We start from the raw sequence: 15624 nt of genomic DNA, 5'->3' as shown, positions 1-15624 counted from the left end.
CCATGACAGACCCCCGACCCCACGCCCTGGTCACCGGCGCCTCGCGCGGCATCGGCCAGGCCATCGCCCTGAAACTGGCGCAGGACGGCTACGCCGTGACCGGCACCGCAACCACCGAAGCGGGCGCTGCGGCCATCGGGCAGGCGCTGGCCCAGTGGCCCGGCTGCACAGGCGCCGTGCTGCAGGTGCAGGACAGCAGCGAAGTGCTGCAGGCCTTTGTGCAGGACATCGAAGCCCGTCAGGGGCCACTGGCGGTGCTGGTCAACAACGCAGGCATCACCCGCGACCAGCTGGCCCTGCGCCTGAAAGACGACGACTGGGACGCCGTCATCGCCACCAACCTGAGCGCCGTCTTTCGCCTGAGCCGCGCCGTCATCAAGGGCATGGTGCGCCAGCGCCAGGGCCGCATCATCAACATCACGTCCGTTGTGGGCGCCATGGGCAACGCGGGCCAGGCCAATTACGCCGCCGCCAAGGCCGGTGTGGCCGGAATGACGCGGGCGCTGGCCCGCGAACTGGCCGGGCGCAACATCACCGTCAACTGCGTGGCGCCGGGCTTCATCCAGACCGACATGACCGAGGTGCTGCCCGAAGCCCAGAAAGACGCGCTGCGCCAGCAGGTGCCGCTGGGCCGCCTGGGACAGCCTCAGGAAATCGCGGCGGCCGTGGCCTTTCTGGCCTCGCCGGGCGCTGCTTACATCACCGGCATCGAGCTGCCCGTCAACGGCGGCATGCTGATGAGCTGATCCCCCCGTCAAAGGGGCGGATCAAACCCGCTAGAATAGCTTTCATTTTTCAAACCACTCCCGGAGGAGTCATGAGCGACATCGAAACACGAGTCAAGAAAATCATTGCCGAACAACTGGGCGTGCCCGAGGCAGACGTCACCAACGAAAAAGCCTTTGTGGCCGATCTCGGCGCTGATTCGCTCGACACCGTGGAACTGGTGATGGCGCTGGAAGACGAGTTCAGCATCGAGATTCCCGACGAAGAAGCCGAGAAGATCACCACCGTGCAGCTGGCGATCGACTACGCCCTGGCCCATCACAAGGCCTGAGCGCGTCCAGCGCCCCTGCAAGAGCCCGGCCCACCGCCAGGCTCTTTTGGTTTTATTGCAAAGAAGGTGACAGACATGAGCCGACGTCGCGTCGTCATCACGGGGCTTGGCGTGCTCAGCCCCGTGGGCAACACCGTAGATGAGGCCTGGAGCACGCTCCTGGCCGGCCGCTCGGGCATTGCCCCCATCACGCGCTTCGACGCCAGCGGCATGCCCGTGCGCTTCGCGGGCGAGGTGAAGGGTTTCGAGGTCGAGCGCTACATGCCGGCCAAAGAAGCGCGGCACATGGACATCTTCATCCAGTACGGCATGGCGGCCGCCATCCAGGCGGTCGAAGACAGCGGACTGCTGGCTACGCCGCTGTCCGAATCCGAGCTGGAGCGCGTCGCCTGCCTGATCGGCTCGGGCATCGGCGGCCTGCCCATGATCGAGGCCACGGCGGCCGAGCTGACGACCCGTGGTCCGCGCCGCGTGTCGCCCTTCTTCGTGCCCGCCAGCATCATCAACATGATCTCGGGCCACGTGTCGATCCGCTACGGCTTCACCGGCCCCAACCTGGCGATTGCCACCGCCTGCACCACCGGCCTGCACAGCATCGGCATGGCCGCGCGCATGATCGAGTACGGCGATGCCGACGTGGTCGTCGCGGGCGGCGCCGAGAGCACCATCTGCGGCCTGGGCGTGTCGGGTTTTGCTGCGGCGCGCGCGCTGTCGGCCAACAACGACAACCCCGAAGGCGCGTCCTGCCCCTGGGACAAAAAGCGCGACGGTTTCGTCCTGGGCGAAGGCGCTGGCGTGGTCGTTCTGGAAGATTACGAGCGGGCCCTCAAACGCGGCGCCCGCATCTACGCCGAAGTGTGCGGTTTTGGCATGGCCGGTGACGCTTACCACATGACCGCGCCCAACGTGGACGGCCCGGCGCGCTCCATGGCCGCTGCGCTGCGCAATGCAGGCATCAGCGCCGATCAGGTGGATTACATCAACGCGCACGGCACTTCAACGCCGCTGGGCGACATCAACGAGACCAACGCCATCAAGAAATCGCTGGGCGATCACGCGCACAAGGTGGCGATCAGCTCGACCAAATCCATGACCGGCCACCTGCTGGGCGGCGCGGGCGGGATCGAGACGGTGTTCACCGCGCTGGCCCTGCACCATCAGGTGGCGCCGCCGACGATCAACCTGCACGACCCCGATCCGGAATGCGATCTGGATTATGTGCCCAACACGGCGCGCGACATGCGCATCGATGTCGCCCTGAAAAACAACTTCGGCTTTGGCGGGACCAACGGCACGCTGGTGCTGCGCCGCGCCCCGTGACGGCGGCATGAGCGACACCCCGGCGACCGATCCCGGCGCCAACGACATCGACCGGCCGCTGGTGCTGCGTGCGCAGGGCGGGGATTCCCGGGCGTTCGACCTGCTGGTCGTCAAGTACCAGCGCCGGGTCGAGCGCCTGATTTTGCGCATGGTGCGCAACCCCGAGATGACCGTCGATCTGGCGCAGGAAACCTTCATCCGCGCCTGGCGTGCCATCCCCAAATTCCGCGCCGAAAGCACGTTTTACACCTGGCTGCACCGCATCGCCGTCAACACCGCCAAGCGCGCGCTGATGAACCAGAAGCGCGATCCGGTGGCCCAGGCGCTGCTGGCCCGCCACGTCAGTGACGAAGATGACGGCGGCGATGAAACTTTTATCCAGCCCGGTGCTCTCACCACCACAGACACGCCGGAAGCCGTCCTGGCCAGCCGCGAAATCGCCGAAACGGTGAACACCGCGCTGAACGAGATCTCCCCCGACCTCAGCCAGGCCCTGACCCTGCGTGAGCTGGAAGGTTTGAGTTACGAGGAAATCGCCCAGGTGATGGACTGTCCGATAGGCACTGTGCGCTCGCGCATTTTTCGCGCCCGCGAAGCAGTGGCCCAGCGGCTGCGTCCCCTCCTGGGCCGTACCGGAGATAAACGATGGTAAGCCCCCACAGCGCCAGCTCCCTGAATCTGGGCGCTCCTGTGTCCAGGGCCACCGAGTCAGCACCAGCCCCCGATGCCAGCCTGGATCCCAGCACCTGGCAGCGCCTGATGGACGACCCGGCGGCTCTGGGCGACGACGAACTGGACCGCCTGCTGGCGGCCTGGAATGTCGACCCGGCCGTCCGCCAGACCTGGCTGGCGCACCACCTGGCGCAGGAGGCCTTGCAGGGCCCCGTGCACGCGCCGCTGATGTCCAGCAGCAGCTTCCTGCACGAGTTCCGCCAGCGCCGCGACATCCTGCCGCTGGACGATCTGGCCGTGCGAACGCCAACCGCGCTGGCCCAGGCGCCAGCGCTGCCCGTCCGTCTGCGTCAGATGTGGCAGGGCCTGCAGCGGGGCCGCTACACCTGGCCCGTGCTGTCGGCCATCACGGCCTGCGCCCTGACGGTGCTGGCCTTGCCCGCGCTGCAGGGCAACGCCGTGCCGTGGGCCACGCCTGCGGCGGCTCCGGTGGCCGCCACAGCGCCCGCAGCCCCTGCAACCCCTGCCTCGACCGCAGAAGCCGCCGCGCTGTCCCAGACCGCCGTACCCGCAGCGGATGCGGGCGCTGCGATGGCCACAGCCAGTGACGCCGCACCCGACGCCAGCACGATGGCGGTGGACACGGCCGAAACGGCTCTCGACAGCGCCGGTACGCCACTGACCTCCGAAGTCCGCACCCCCCGATACGGCCGCAGCACCCTGGGCACGCCGGGCTGGACCACGGGCAGCCTGAGCGATACCGGCTACGTCGGCCAGGGCTTCCGCTGGCAGCACGGCGCTTCGGCCACGGGCCTTGGCAGCGCCCCGTTGCAAGACAGCAGCGAAGGGTCAATGGCTGCAGGTGCCAGCGCCACAACACCGTCTGCCGGACAATAAGACATTCAGAAATTGCTTTCTGCGGGCCGCTTGCGGTCCGAGCCCCCTTTCCAGTTCAACCCAGAGGGGGAGACCCCATGTGCGGCCTCTCCCTTCCTGACCCGAGGAGCCAGCCCATGAGTGCGTCTGATACAAAAACCAAGTGGAAACCCGTGGCCGTGGCCGCAGCCCTGTGCGCAGGCCTGGGCGTTCTGGCGTGGCCCAGCCTGCGCGCGCAGGCGGCGCTGGTCCAGACCCAGGCCCCCGCGACCACTGCTGCACCGGCCGCAGCCCTGCCCGCTGCGCCCCCGCAGGGCGCGCAAGCCGCGCAAAACGCCCCCATGAGCAGCGTCGTGCTGCCCAACTTTGCCGACCTGGCCCAGCGCGTGGGTCCTTCGGTGGTCAATATCCGCACCCTGATCAAGCGCCCGGCGGGCAGTGACGATGCGGATGGCGGCGCCGCCATCGACGACCAGATGCGCGAGCTGTTCCGCCAGTTCGGCATCCCCCTGCCCGACGCCCCGCGCCAGCAGCCGCGCCGCCGCAGCAAGCCCGACGGCGACTCTGACGCGCAGGAAGTGCCTTCCGCCATCGGCTCGGGCTTCATCCTGTCGGCCAGCGGCGAAGTTCTGACCAACGCCCACGTGGTCGATGGCGCCAGCGAAGTCATCGTCACCCTGACCGACCACCGCGAGTTCAAGGCCAAGGTGCTGGGTGTAGACAAACGCACCGACGTGGCGCTTCTGAAAATCGACGCCTCCGGCCTCACGCCGATTTCGGTGGGCGACAGCAACCGCATCCGCGTGGGCGAATGGGTGATGGCGATCGGCTCGCCCTTCGGCCTGGACAACACCGTCACCGCCGGGATCGTCAGCGCCATCAAACGCGACACGGGCGATTTCCTGCCGCTGATCCAGACCGACGTGGCCATCAACCCCGGCAACTCGGGCGGCCCGCTGATCAACACCGCCGGCCAGGTGGTGGGCATCAACTCGCAGATCTACAGCCGCTCGGGCGGCTTCATGGGCATCTCCTTCTCGATCCCGATTGACGAGGCCATTCGCGTCGCCAACCAGCTGCGCGCCAACGGCCGCGTCATCCGCAGCCGCATCGGCGTCGAGATCGGCCCGGTCAGCAGCGATGTCGCCAAATCCATGGGCCTGCCGCCCGGGAACACCGGCGCCATCGTGCAGAAGGTCGAGCCCGGCTCGCCCGCCGCCAAGGCCGGTCTGCAGCCCGGCGACATCATCACCCGCGTGGACGGCGTCAGCGTCGTGCGCTCGGGCGATCTGCCGCGCCTGATCAGCAGCATCCAGCCCGGCACCGCCACCACGCTGGGCATCCTGCGCAACGGCAAGGCACAGGACCTGCGCGTGGTCGTGGTCGAGCTGAAGGACGACAGCGCCACCGCCGGCAAGGATGGCGGCAGCGCCCCGTCCGACAAAGGCAGCAGCGGCATCACCACGCCACTGGGCGCCACGGTGGCCGACCTGAGCGACAGCGACCGCAAGCAGCTGGAGCTGGACGGCGGCGCCAAGGTGCTGCGCGCCACAGGCCGCGCCTCGCGCGCGGGCCTGCGCGGCGGCGATGTGGTCCTGGCGCTGAACAATGTGCGCATCCAGTCGGCCGCGCAGTTCGCCCAGGTCGCCAAAGAACTGCCCGCCAACCGCGCGGTGACCGCGCTGGTGCGCCGGGGCGACTGGGTCAACTACATCGTGATCCCGCCGGGCCAGTAAGCCCGCACCAGCGGCCATGAGCTCCCGCTGGCGAGCGTGGATTCCCACGCCAGAGCAGATCCGCCGCAACCGGTGGCTGCGCTGGCTGGGGCCGCTGCTGGATCGGCCCGAGCTGTGGCGCTGGTCGCGTCACGGCGTTGCGCTGGGCGTATCGCTGGGCATTTTCTTTGGCCTGCTGATTCCGGTGGCGCAGATTCCGCTGTCGGTGGGCGCCTCGGTGGTGCTTCGTGCCAATGTGCCCGCTGCGGCGGCCAGCACGCTGGTCTCCAACCCGATCACGTTTGCACCGCTGTACTACCTGGCCTGGCGACTGGGGCAGCGCCTCACCGGCGGCCACGACGCCTCGCCACCCGCTCTGCCGGACGGCGCTGCCGCGAAATCAGGTTCTGAACCAGACCCGACCGAACAGGGCTGGAGCCAGCGCCTGCGCCGCGTGGGCGTGCCGCTGGTCGCCGGCCTGTCCGTGCTGGCCACCCTGGGCGGTCTGCTGAGCTACGGCCTGGTCAGCCTGGTGTGGTGGGGCGCGGTCCGCTGGAAAATCTATCGGCGGAGGCAGCGGCGGCAGACAAGCCAAAAAAAGTCTCAAGTCAGTTGATATTTTTCGACCGATGCTCCAGTCTGTTTTCAGAGGGCCATCCTCGGCAACAAAAGCAATAACAAATGCTGACTCATCTGAAATACTGTTTGACCCTGCTAACAGCCATCCTCATCGTATGTGCTGTGACTTGGGGGCGTATTGATGCAGGTCTGAAAAAAGACATGATCTATTGCGTGATCATTTTGATAGCGTCCTCGTCACGCAATTCCCCACGATCTCAGTAAAGCTTCCTTCAGTCCGCACCCCCACCCCCCTGCTGCTGCAGATGCCACAGCCGCGCGTATTCGCCGCCCATGGCGAGCAGCTCGGGGTGGGTGCCGCGCTCCACAATGCGGCCGCCCGCCATCACGGCGATGGTGTGCGCGTTGACGATGGTCGAGAGCCGGTGCGCAATCACCAGCGTTGTGCGGCCTTGCGAGACGCGCTGCAGTTCGGCCTGGATGGCGCGCTCGTTGGCGCTGTCCAGCGCCGAGGTGGCTTCGTCAAAAATCAGGATGGGCGGATTTTTCAGCAGCGTGCGGGCGATGGCCACGCGCTGCTTTTCGCCGCCCGAGAGCTTGAGCCCGCGCTCGCCCACCGGCGTGTCGTAGCCCTGGGGCAGGCTGGCGATGAAATCGTGGATGCGCGCCGCGCGCGCCGCCGCCTCAACCTCGTCCCGGCTGGCTTCGGGGCGGCCGTAGGCGATGTTGTAGCCGATGGTGTCGTTGAACAGCACCGTGTCCTGCGGGACCACGCCGATGGCGCGGCGCAGGCTGTCCTGGGTGACGTCGCGCACGTCCTGGCCGTCGATGCGCACGGCGCCCGACTGCACGTCGTAAAAGCGGAAAAGCAGCCGTGCCAGCGTCGATTTGCCCGCGCCGGATGGGCCGACCACGGCCAGCGTCTGGCCGGGTTCGATCTCGAAGGAGACCCCGTCCAGCACCGTGCGGCTGGCGTCGTAGCCAAAACCCACCGCGTCGAACACCACCCGCGCCGGGCCGACCTGCAGCGCAGGCGCGCCTGGCGCATCGGCGATCTCGCAGGGGCGTTCCTGCAGGGCAAAAAGGCGGTCCAGATCGACCAGGCTCTGCTTGAGCTCGCGGTACATCACGCCCAGGAAGTTCAGCGGCACGTAGAGCTGGATCATGAAGGCGTTGATCATGACCAGATCACCCAGGCTGATGTGCCCGGCCACGACATCGCCCGTGGCACGCCACAGCATGGCAATGAGCGCCAGCGCCACGATCAGCTGCTGGCCGGTGTTGAGCAGCGACAGCGTGCGCTGGCTGTGCAGCGCGGCCAGGCGCAGCTGCTCCAGGCTGCGGTCGTAGCGCTGCGCCTCGAAGGCCTCGTTGCCGAAGTACTTCACCGTCTCGAAATTCAGCAGCGCATCCACGGCGGTGCTGTGCGCCTGGCTGTCCAGCTCGTTCATGCGGCGGCGGAAACGCGTGCGCCAGTCGGTCACAATCACGGTGAAAATGATGTAGCTGACCAGCGCCGCCAGCGCAATCCCGGCGTAAATGGCGTCAAACTGCCAAGCCAGCAGGCCGATCACCAGACCGACTTCGAACAGCGTGGGCAGGATGCTGTACAGCGAGTACGAGATGAGCGACTGCACCGCGCGGGTGCCGCGCTCGATGTCGCGCGTCATGCCGCCGGTCTGGCGCTCCAGATGAAAGCGCAGGCTCAGCGCGTGCAGGTGGCGGTAGACCTGCAGCGAAATGCGCCGCGCCGCGCCTTCGGTGGCTTTGGCGAAAATCAGCTCGCGCAGCTCGGTCAGCGCCGAATTCGACAGCCTCAGCAGCCCGTAAGCCACCAGCAGCCCCAGCGGCACCACCAGCACGGCGGTGGTTGGCGACGGCGTCAGGCTGTCCACGATGCGCTTGAGCAGCATGGGCACGCCCACATTGCTGAACTTGGCCAGCATCACGCAGGCCAGCGCCAGGATCAGCCGCACGCGGTACTGCCACAGATAAGGCCAGAGCTTTTTCAGGGTCTGCGCATCGGAGCGCTGCGCCTCCCGTTGATCAGGCAGGGTCGGCGCGGAGGCGGCATAACGGCGCATGGCAGGCAATCAGGCTGGGGAAGTGGGCGATTGTAGGGCGGGCCGCAAGGCCTTGCCTCAGTCAAACAGCCCGACGCAGCGCGCTGGAATCGCTTACCATTTCAACCTGTTGCGATAAAAACGAAGCATCCATGCGACCTTCCCATATGCTGGAAATGAAACGGCTGGCCGTCCGCGAAGCCGCAGGCCGTTTCCGTACGGCCAACCTGCGGGTGTTCGGATCGGTTCTGCACGGCACAGACCGGGAAGGCAGCGACATTGATCTGCTGGTGGACACGCTGCCAGGTACCACGCTGTTTGATCTGGGCGGACTGCAACTGGAGCTGGAAACGCTGCTGGGCCTGCCAGTTGATCTGCTGACCCCCGGCGATCTGCCACCGACCTTTCGCGCCAGAGTTCTGGCCGAGGCACAGCCGGTATGAGCGGAAAACGGCTGGCCGACTACCTGGATCACATGCATCAGGCCGCCAGCGACGCCTGCGCCTTTGTGGAAGGTCTGGTTCGGGAGGATTTTCTCGAAGACAAGCGAACCCAGCAGGCCGTCATCATGAGTCTGCTGATTCTTGGCGAGTCTGTCACGCGCATCATGGACGATCATCCTGGTTTTGCGGCGGCTCACGCGACAGTGCCCTGGAGCAGCATGCGCGGCATGCGTAACCGAATTGCCCATGGCTACTTTGACATCAACCTGGACGTGGTCTGGGACACTGTAGAGATCAATCTGCCAGAACTCCTGGCCCAGCTAGAGCAGGTCCGCAGTGACGCCAGGCCGGACGAAAACGCCTCGGTCTGATCAGCTCGAGCACCCCCGATTTCTCCCCCAAACCCGCCGCAGCCTGTTTTTCTTGCCAAAATGGCTGGATGGACAGGTGAGCGCAAGCAAAATCGGGCATCTTGCTGCCCAGACTGCGCGGCAATGTCCAAAGCTGCCTTTTTTCTTTCCAATTCGTCCCATCCGCCGGAGAACGCCATGAGTGACAAACAGCCCACCATTGTCTACACCCTGACCGACGAGGCCCCGCTGCTGGCGACCCACGCTTTCCTGCCGGTGATCCGCGCATTCACGCAGCCGGCCGGCATCGAGGTCAGCACCAGTGACATATCGGTGGCCGCGCGCATCCTGGGCCAGTTCCCCGAAGTGCTGACCGAAGGGCAGCGCGTGCCCGACACGCTCAGCCAGCTGGGCCAGCTGACGCTCAAGCCCGACGCCAACATCATCAAGCTGCCCAACATCAGCGCCTCGGTCGGCCAGCTCACCGCTGCCATCAAAGAGCTGCAGGCCAAGGGTTACGCCCTGCCTGACTACCCCGACGCGCCCAAAACCGACGAAGAAAAAGCCATCAAGGCGCGCTACGCCCGCTGCATCGGCTCGGCCGTCAACCCCGTGCTGCGTGAAGGCAACTCGGACCGCCGCGCGCCCAAGGCCGTCAAGGAATTCGCGCGCAAGAACCCGCACAGCATGGCCGAGTGGAGCCAGGCCTCGCGCTCGCACGTCTCGCACATGCACGCGGGTGACTTCTACCACGGCGAAAAATCGATGACGCTGGACCGCGCCCGCGACGTGCGCATGGAGCTGATCACCAGGAGCGGCCAGACCATCGTCCTCAAGCCCAAGGTGTCGCTGCTGGACCGCGAGGTCATCGACAGCATGTTCATGAGCAAGAAGGCGCTGCTGGCCTTCTACGAGAAAGAAATTGAAGACGCGCGCAAGACCGGCGTGATGTTCTCGCTGCACGTCAAGGCAACGATGATGAAGGTCTCGCACCCCATCGTGTTCGGCCACTGCGTGCGCATTTTCTACAAGGACGCCTTCGAGAAGCACGCCGCCACGTTCAAGGAACTGGGCGTCAACGTCAACAACGGCATGGCCGACCTGTACGCCAAAATCGCCACCCTGCCGCAGAGCAAGCAGGAAGAAATCAAACGCGATCTGCACGCCTGCCACGAGCACCGTCCCGAGCTGGCCATGGTCGATTCGGCCAAGGGCATCACCAACTTCCACTCGCCCAACGACATCATCGTGGACGCCTCCATGCCCGCCATGATCCGCAACGGCGGCAAGATGTGGGACGCCAACGGCCGCCTGAAAGACGTGAAGGCCGTGATGCCAGAATCGACCTTCGCGCGCATCTACCAGGAGATCATCAACTTCTGCAAATGGCACGGCGCTTTCGACCCGAAAACCATGGGCACGGTGCCCAACGTGGGCCTGATGGCGCAGCAGGCCGAAGAGTACGGTTCGCACGACAAGACCTTCGAGATCAGCGAAGACGGCGTGGCCAACATCACCGACATCAACACCGGCGAAGTGCTGCTCAGCCAGGACGTCGAAGCCGGTGACATCTGGCGCATGTGCCAGTGCAAGGACGCCGCCATCCGCGACTGGGTCAAGCTGGCCGTGACGCGCGCACGCAATTCCGGCATGCCGGTGGTGTTCTGGCTGGACCAGTACCGCCCGCACGAGGCGCAGCTGATCACCAAGGTCAAGATGTACCTGCACGAGCACAACACCACCGGGCTGGACATCCAGATCATGAGCCAGGTGCGCGCCATGCGCTACACCCTGGAGCGCGTGATCCGCGGCCTGGACACCATCAGCGCCACGGGCAACATCCTGCGTGATTACCTGACCGATCTCTTCCCCATCATGGAGCTGGGCACCAGCGCCAAGATGCTGTCCATCGTTCCGCTGATGGCGGGCGGCGGCATGTACGAAACCGGCGCGGGTGGCTCGGCGCCCAAGCACGTGCAGCAGCTGGTGGAAGAAAACCACCTGCGCTGGGACAGCCTGGGCGAATTCCTGGCGCTGGCCGTCAGCCTGGAAGATCTCGGCCTCAAGACCGGTAACGCGCGCGCCAAGCTGCTGGCCAGAACGCTGGACGCCGCCACCGGCCAGCTGCTGGACAACAACAAGGGCCCCAGCCCCAAGACGGGCGAGCTCGACAACCGCGGCAGCCAGTTCTATCTGGCGAAGTACTGGGCTCAGGCCCTGGCCGAACAGACCGAAGACGCCGCCATGGCTGCGCACTTCGCGCCGCTGGCCAAGACCCTGGCCGACAACGAGCAGAAGATCGTCGCCGAACTGAAAGCCGTCCAGGGCAAGCCCGTGGACATCGGCGGCTACTTCAAGCCCGACGAGCAGAAGCTGGCCCAGGTGATGCGCCCCAGCAGCACCTTCAACCAGGCGCTGGCCAGCGTCTGAGGCCACCCCTCCCCCGGCCTAGGCCGGGGCGCCTTCTGGGCAGGGGGAGCGCTTGTGGATCGAAGTCATGGGGTTCAAACTGCAGCCACAGCGCGGTGTTTTGAGCGAAGATGCCCAGCCATGAAAGCTGTTATCAGCTTTATTCCATCAGGAGTTCTTCATGCCCCCCTCACTTTCACCGTTGGTCTCCGAATTTGAGAGCACCGACCAAGAGGCCAGCTACACCGCATGGCTGCAGCGTAAGACCGCCGCCAGCCTGGCGGATGCGCGACCGCCGGTCGAGCACGGCGCCGTTATGGCTGAGCTGGATGCACTGATTGACCACATCGAGACTGAGCCGCCCCAAAGCTGATGGCGCGCATTCTCTGGCGCGCTTCAGCCCGCGATGATCTGCGCCAGATCCTGACTTTCATTGCGCGTGAAAATCCAGCGGCATCCCGGCGGCTTCGCACTGTGATCGAGCGGGCCGTACTGTCGGCGGCCCTGCATCCGAAACTGTTCCGCCACAGCGACCGGGTACCGGGATTGCGCGAGATCGTTGCTCATCCGAATTACATCGTTCTGTACCGGGCGGCAGACGGCGGGATCGAAGTTGTCAGCGTCGTGCATTCCCGGCGCGAATTTCCGCCGCAGCCCTGAAACCCCATGCCTTCAATTCCCCTGCGTGGAGGGCTCCCCTTTGGCAGGGGGATATGGGTTTTGTTCAGCCCTGCCACTCCACCGCGAGCGCCGAGACGTTGTCGCCGCGCTCGCCGTTGAGCTCCAGTGCCTCGTCGACCAGCGGGGGCAGGATCTGTGCCAGGTCGCGCGGCTGCGCGAGGCTGCGGGCGATGTAGCTGTCGTCCAGCGCTTCCCACAGGCCGTCGCTGCACAGCAGAAAGCGGTCGCCAACCTGCAGCGGCAGCGGCTCGGACAAGTCAATCACCGGCTCGCCCGGGCTGCCCAGGCAGGTGTAGAGCACGTTGCGGTTCAGCGACTCGCCCGCGCGGGCGCCGGGCACCAGACGCGACTGCAGCTCGGCATAAGAGTGATCGCGCGTGCGCGACAGCAGCACGCCGCCGCGCAGCGCATACAGGCGCGAATCGCCGCAATGCGCCCACAGCGCCCGGCCCCGCTGCAGCACGCAGCCGACCAGCGTCGTGCGCGGCGATGTATCGGGGTGCGCGCCTTCGACCAGCGCCTGAAGGCGGCGGTGGCCCAGCAGCATACCCTCGCGCAGGAAAGCGGCGGGGTCGTCCAGTTCAGGCGCGGCCTGCTCATGAAAGGACTGCGAGAGCGCGTGCAGCGCCATCTGCGCCGCCTTGTCGCCGTCGGCGTGGCCGCCCATGCCGTCGCCGAGCAGGAAGAGCGCGCTGTCGCGGGTGTAGGTGTAACCCACGCGGTCTTCGTTGCGCGCCCGGCCGCCGGTGCGCGACATCTGGAAGACCGAAAACCTCATGCGCGCGGGCTGGTCAGGTTTTCCAGCTGCATTTTCACGCGCTCGCCCAGCGACAGGCGGGTGTACTGGCGCTCGACCTCGCGGGCCAGCACCTTCTGCAGGGCAAAGACGCTCTGCGGGCGGCGGTCGGCGTCCAGCGCCATGCACCACTGGGTGATTTCCAGCAGCTTGTCCGAGTAGACATTGCGCAGCCGCGACATCGACATCGCCAGCCGGTCGTTGTCCTGGCGCTGCTTGGCGTCGTGCGGCGGAAAACCCTGCATGCAGGCGTAAATGCAGGCGCCGATGGCGTAAATATCGGTCCACGGCCCCAGCTGGCCGTTGCGCCGGTACATTTCGGGCGCGGCAAAACCGGGCGTGTACATGGGCCGGGTGAAGTTGCCCTCTTTGTTCAGCACTTCGCGGGCGGCGCCGAAATCGAGCAGCACCGCGCGGTTGTCGCTGGTGACGAAGATGTTGCCGGGCTTGATGTCCAGGTGCAGCGTCTTGTTCTGGTGGACGATGCGCAGGCCGCGCAGGATCTCGTCAAACAGCGAGCGGATGGTCGATTCGCGGAAGATTTTCTCGCGGTTCAGATCGCGCGCGGTCACGATGAAATCCTGCAGCGTATCGCCCTGCAGGTAGTTCATCACCATGTAGACGGTTTCGTGCTCGCGGAAAAAATCCAGCACCGAGACCACGCTGGGATGGTCGATCTGGGCCAGCGCGCGGCCTTCTTCGAAAAAGCTTTTCAGGCCCAGACGGTAGAGCGCCTGCTTTTCGGCCTTGACGCGGGGACAGAGTTCGCCCTGGGTGCGCTCGGCCAGCGTCGAGGGCAGGTATTCTTTGACGGCCACCATGCGCCGCTGGCTGTCTTCGGCCAGGTAAACAATGCCAAAACCGCCTGCGGCCAGCTTCCGGATGATGCGGTAGGACCCTACGGCAGTGCCCGGAGGCAGGGGAGCCGGTTTGGTTTTGGACATAATGGCGCGAAAGTGCCTGTACGGTACGGCTTGAACAAGGGCGGAAATGGCAGTCTACAGCATGACGGGATACGCAAGCGTGACGTTTGCGGGGGCGCAATCCCACAATTCGGCCGCTACGGCGGCGCCCGCAACGGGCAGTTTCAGCGTCGATGTGCGCAGCGTGAACAGTCGCTTTCTGGACGCCGTTCTGCGCCTGCCCGACGAGCTGCGCCACCTGGAGCCCGCCCTGCGCGAGCGCCTGACGCGCCAGCTCAAGCGCGGCAAGGTCGAACTGCGGGTGGACACGCGCAGCGCCGATCCATCCAGCAGCCCCCTGCCGCAGGCTCCGGCCAGCGAGGTGCTGGGCCGTCTGAGCCATCTGGAATCGGCCGTGCGCGGCTGGCTGCCGCAGGCCCAGCCGCTGAGCGTGATGGACGTGCTGCAGCTGACCCGCCAGCCCAACCGCACCCCGCTGCGCGACGACGATGTGCTGGCCTGCGCCGACCAGGCGCTGGCCGCCCTGCGCGAAGCGCGTGCCCGCGAAGGCGAGCGCCTGGCCGACAGCCTGCGCGAGCGCACCGCCGGCCTGCGCGCGCTGGTCACGCAGGCGCGGCCGCTGGTGCCGCAGATCGTGCAGCGTCAGCAGGCGCGTTTCATCGAGCGCTGGCACCAGGCGCTGGCCCAGGCCAGCCAGACCGAGGGCAGCGCCGCCACCGTGGACGCCAGCCAGGCCAGCGACCGCGCCCTGGCCGAAGCCGCCGCGCTGGCCCTGCGCATTGACGTGGCCGAAGAACTGGACCGCCTCTCGGTGCACCTGGACGAAATCGACCGCCAGCTCGCCCAGGGCGGCGATCTGGGCAAGCGCCTGGATTTCCTGATCCAGGAGCTGCACCGCGAGGCCAACACCCTGGGCTCCAAATCCAGCGCGCTGGACAGCACGGCCATCGCCATCGACATGAAAGTGCTGATCGAGCAGATGCGCGAGCAGGTGCAGAACATCGAATAATTTCACCCCTTGGCAGCTTGAAATGCAGCCTGCACGGCGCGCACCAGCGAAGGATGCAGAATGCCCAGCTTCGGCGTCTGGCCGTGGGGGGCCGCTGGCGGCACCGAGAACCATTCTGTTGTGTAGGGCAGGTCCAGCGCCTGTTTCAGATCGAACTTGGTGTCATAACTGAGGCCTGCAGCTGCATAGGCGGCCGGATTACGGTCGCGCAAGATGGCGAATTCGCCCCGGTGCAGCGTGGTCGTGCGCTGGCTGGTTCCGTAGGCCACCCGAACGTAATACGGCGGCGTCTCGTCATCAAAGACCGCAAGTACCAGTGCTGGCCGGGGCTTGGGACGCGGATGGATGTCGTCGGGAAAGTGGCACCAGACGATCTCGCCAGCAGTAGGCTCGCCCCACCGCTGGTGGATCATGCCGACTCCACCTCGAACAGGCTGGTTCGTACTGAACGTTTCTTGCCCTGCGGGACACGCTGTCTGATCTGGTGAAGCTGTTCGTCCGTCAGCGCGCCCTCATCCGCCTCGTATTGGGGCAGGAGCTTGACGGCCAGGGTGTACAGCGCCATGTGGATCGCCTGTGTTTCATCAACACCCAGCCGTTCCGCGATGCGCTTTGCCGTATGACGCGTCACGCCTGTCGCGCTATCAGTAGTGCGGTAGCGGAAGGCAATCTGGTCGGCCGCAGAGCGATTGCTCATGATGAAACCCCATGTCACAAGATATCTTAAAGAT

18 protein-coding genes are annotated in these 15624 nt (G+C 66.0%); 13 read left to right on the top strand and 5 right to left on the bottom strand.

Going from position 1 to position 15624, the window contains the following annotated elements; translation table 11 throughout:
• Window positions 1-2: 2 nt before the first annotated feature.
• From fabG to RV045_RS00600, 7 genes are all read left to right on the top strand, one after another.
• Window positions 3-746, top strand: a complete 744-nt coding sequence (fabG, locus tag RV045_RS00630) for a 3-oxoacyl-ACP reductase FabG (RefSeq protein ID WP_423233822.1) — start codon at window positions 3-5, stop codon at window positions 744-746.
• Between the two features lie 71 nt (window positions 747-817).
• Entirely contained in the window at window positions 818-1057 is a 240-nt protein-coding gene (acpP, locus tag RV045_RS00625) for an acyl carrier protein (RefSeq protein ID WP_423233821.1), read from the top strand.
• Window positions 1058-1132: 75 nt separating this feature from the next.
• Window positions 1133-2377, top strand: a complete 1245-nt coding sequence (gene fabF / locus RV045_RS00620) for a beta-ketoacyl-ACP synthase II (RefSeq protein WP_423233820.1) — start codon at window positions 1133-1135, stop codon at window positions 2375-2377.
• Between the two features lie 7 nt (window positions 2378-2384).
• Window positions 2385-3029: an RNA polymerase sigma factor RpoE gene (rpoE, locus tag RV045_RS00615; RefSeq protein ID WP_423233819.1), complete on the top strand. Its 645-nt coding sequence runs from the start codon at window positions 2385-2387 to the stop codon at window positions 3027-3029.
• Window positions 3023-3946 (top strand): hypothetical protein, encoded by a 924-nt coding sequence (locus RV045_RS00610; RefSeq protein WP_423233818.1) that lies wholly within the window; start codon window positions 3023-3025, stop codon window positions 3944-3946. Before rpoE ends, RV045_RS00610 begins: the two co-directional genes overlap by 7 nt.
• 116 nt (window positions 3947-4062) lie before the next feature.
• Window positions 4063-5661 carry a Do family serine endopeptidase gene (locus tag RV045_RS00605; RefSeq protein WP_423233817.1) on the top strand — a complete coding sequence of 533 codons (1599 nt, stop codon included), beginning with the start codon at window positions 4063-4065 and terminating at the stop codon, window positions 5659-5661.
• A 16-nt stretch (window positions 5662-5677) separates the two neighbouring features.
• Window positions 5678-6256: a DUF2062 domain-containing protein gene (locus tag RV045_RS00600; protein WP_423233816.1), complete on the top strand. Its 579-nt coding sequence runs from the start codon at window positions 5678-5680 to the stop codon at window positions 6254-6256.
• A 235-nt stretch (window positions 6257-6491) separates the two neighbouring features.
• Here RV045_RS00600 and RV045_RS00595 read toward each other — a convergent pair whose 3' ends face one another.
• A complete protein-coding gene (locus tag RV045_RS00595) occupies window positions 6492-8303 on the bottom strand; it encodes an ABCB family ABC transporter ATP-binding protein/permease (RefSeq protein WP_423233815.1) in 1812 nt (603 codons plus the stop codon).
• A gap of 131 nt (window positions 8304-8434) precedes the next feature.
• On the opposite strand from RV045_RS00595, the gene RV045_RS00590 reads away from it, so the two are divergent.
• The 5 genes from RV045_RS00590 to RV045_RS00570 all read left to right on the top strand — a co-directional run bounded on the left by RV045_RS00590 (window position 8435) and on the right by RV045_RS00570 (window position 12144).
• The gene (locus tag RV045_RS00590) at window positions 8435-8725 is read left to right on the top strand and encodes a nucleotidyltransferase family protein (RefSeq protein WP_423233814.1); all 291 of its coding nucleotides are present in this window, start codon (window positions 8435-8437) and stop codon (window positions 8723-8725) included.
• Window positions 8722-9096 (top strand): HepT-like ribonuclease domain-containing protein, encoded by a 375-nt coding sequence (locus RV045_RS00585; RefSeq protein ID WP_423233813.1) that lies wholly within the window; start codon window positions 8722-8724, stop codon window positions 9094-9096. Before RV045_RS00590 ends, RV045_RS00585 begins: the two co-directional genes overlap by 4 nt.
• A gap of 177 nt (window positions 9097-9273) precedes the next feature.
• Window positions 9274-11505: an NADP-dependent isocitrate dehydrogenase gene (locus tag RV045_RS00580; protein ID WP_423233812.1), complete on the top strand. Its 2232-nt coding sequence runs from the start codon at window positions 9274-9276 to the stop codon at window positions 11503-11505.
• Between the two features lie 160 nt (window positions 11506-11665).
• Window positions 11666-11857 (top strand): type II toxin-antitoxin system RelB family antitoxin, encoded by a 192-nt coding sequence (gene relB, locus RV045_RS00575; RefSeq protein WP_423233811.1) that lies wholly within the window; start codon window positions 11666-11668, stop codon window positions 11855-11857.
• Entirely contained in the window at window positions 11857-12144 is a 288-nt protein-coding gene (locus RV045_RS00570) for a type II toxin-antitoxin system RelE/ParE family toxin (RefSeq protein ID WP_423233810.1), read from the top strand. Before relB ends, RV045_RS00570 begins: the two co-directional genes overlap by 1 nt.
• 64 nt (window positions 12145-12208) lie before the next feature.
• Here RV045_RS00570 and RV045_RS00565 read toward each other — a convergent pair whose 3' ends face one another.
• Both RV045_RS00565 and RV045_RS00560 read right to left on the bottom strand, forming a co-directional pair.
• A complete protein-coding gene (locus RV045_RS00565) occupies window positions 12209-12943 on the bottom strand; it encodes a PP2C family protein-serine/threonine phosphatase (RefSeq protein WP_423233809.1) in 735 nt (244 codons plus the stop codon).
• Window positions 12940-13905 carry a serine/threonine protein kinase gene (locus RV045_RS00560; protein WP_423233808.1) on the bottom strand — a complete coding sequence of 322 codons (966 nt, stop codon included), beginning with the start codon at window positions 13903-13905 and terminating at the stop codon, window positions 12940-12942. The genes RV045_RS00565 and RV045_RS00560 overlap by 4 nt, the downstream gene beginning before the upstream one ends.
• A gap of 61 nt (window positions 13906-13966) precedes the next feature.
• Here RV045_RS00560 and RV045_RS00555 point away from each other — a divergent pair, with 61 nt between their 5' ends.
• A complete protein-coding gene (locus RV045_RS00555) occupies window positions 13967-14893 on the top strand; it encodes a YicC/YloC family endoribonuclease (protein WP_423233807.1) in 927 nt (308 codons plus the stop codon).
• A gap of 2 nt (window positions 14894-14895) precedes the next feature.
• On the opposite strand, the gene RV045_RS00550 is transcribed toward RV045_RS00555, so the two are convergent.
• A complete protein-coding gene (locus RV045_RS00550; protein WP_423233806.1) occupies window positions 14896-15306 on the bottom strand; it encodes a hypothetical protein in 411 nt (136 codons plus the stop codon).
• Complete coding sequence (locus RV045_RS00545; protein WP_423233805.1) at window positions 15303-15590, bottom strand: hypothetical protein; 288 nt, start codon at window positions 15588-15590, stop codon at window positions 15303-15305. The genes RV045_RS00550 and RV045_RS00545 overlap by 4 nt, the downstream gene beginning before the upstream one ends.
• Window positions 15591-15624 lie beyond the last annotated feature (34 nt).

It is taken from the genome of Amphibiibacter pelophylacis (assembly GCF_037688875.1).
GTDB classification, from domain to species: Bacteria; Pseudomonadota; Gammaproteobacteria; order Burkholderiales; family Burkholderiaceae_C; genus Amphibiibacter; species Amphibiibacter pelophylacis.
Note: the sequence above shows the minus strand (reverse complement) of the source record. Positions and strands in the feature narration are given on the sequence as shown.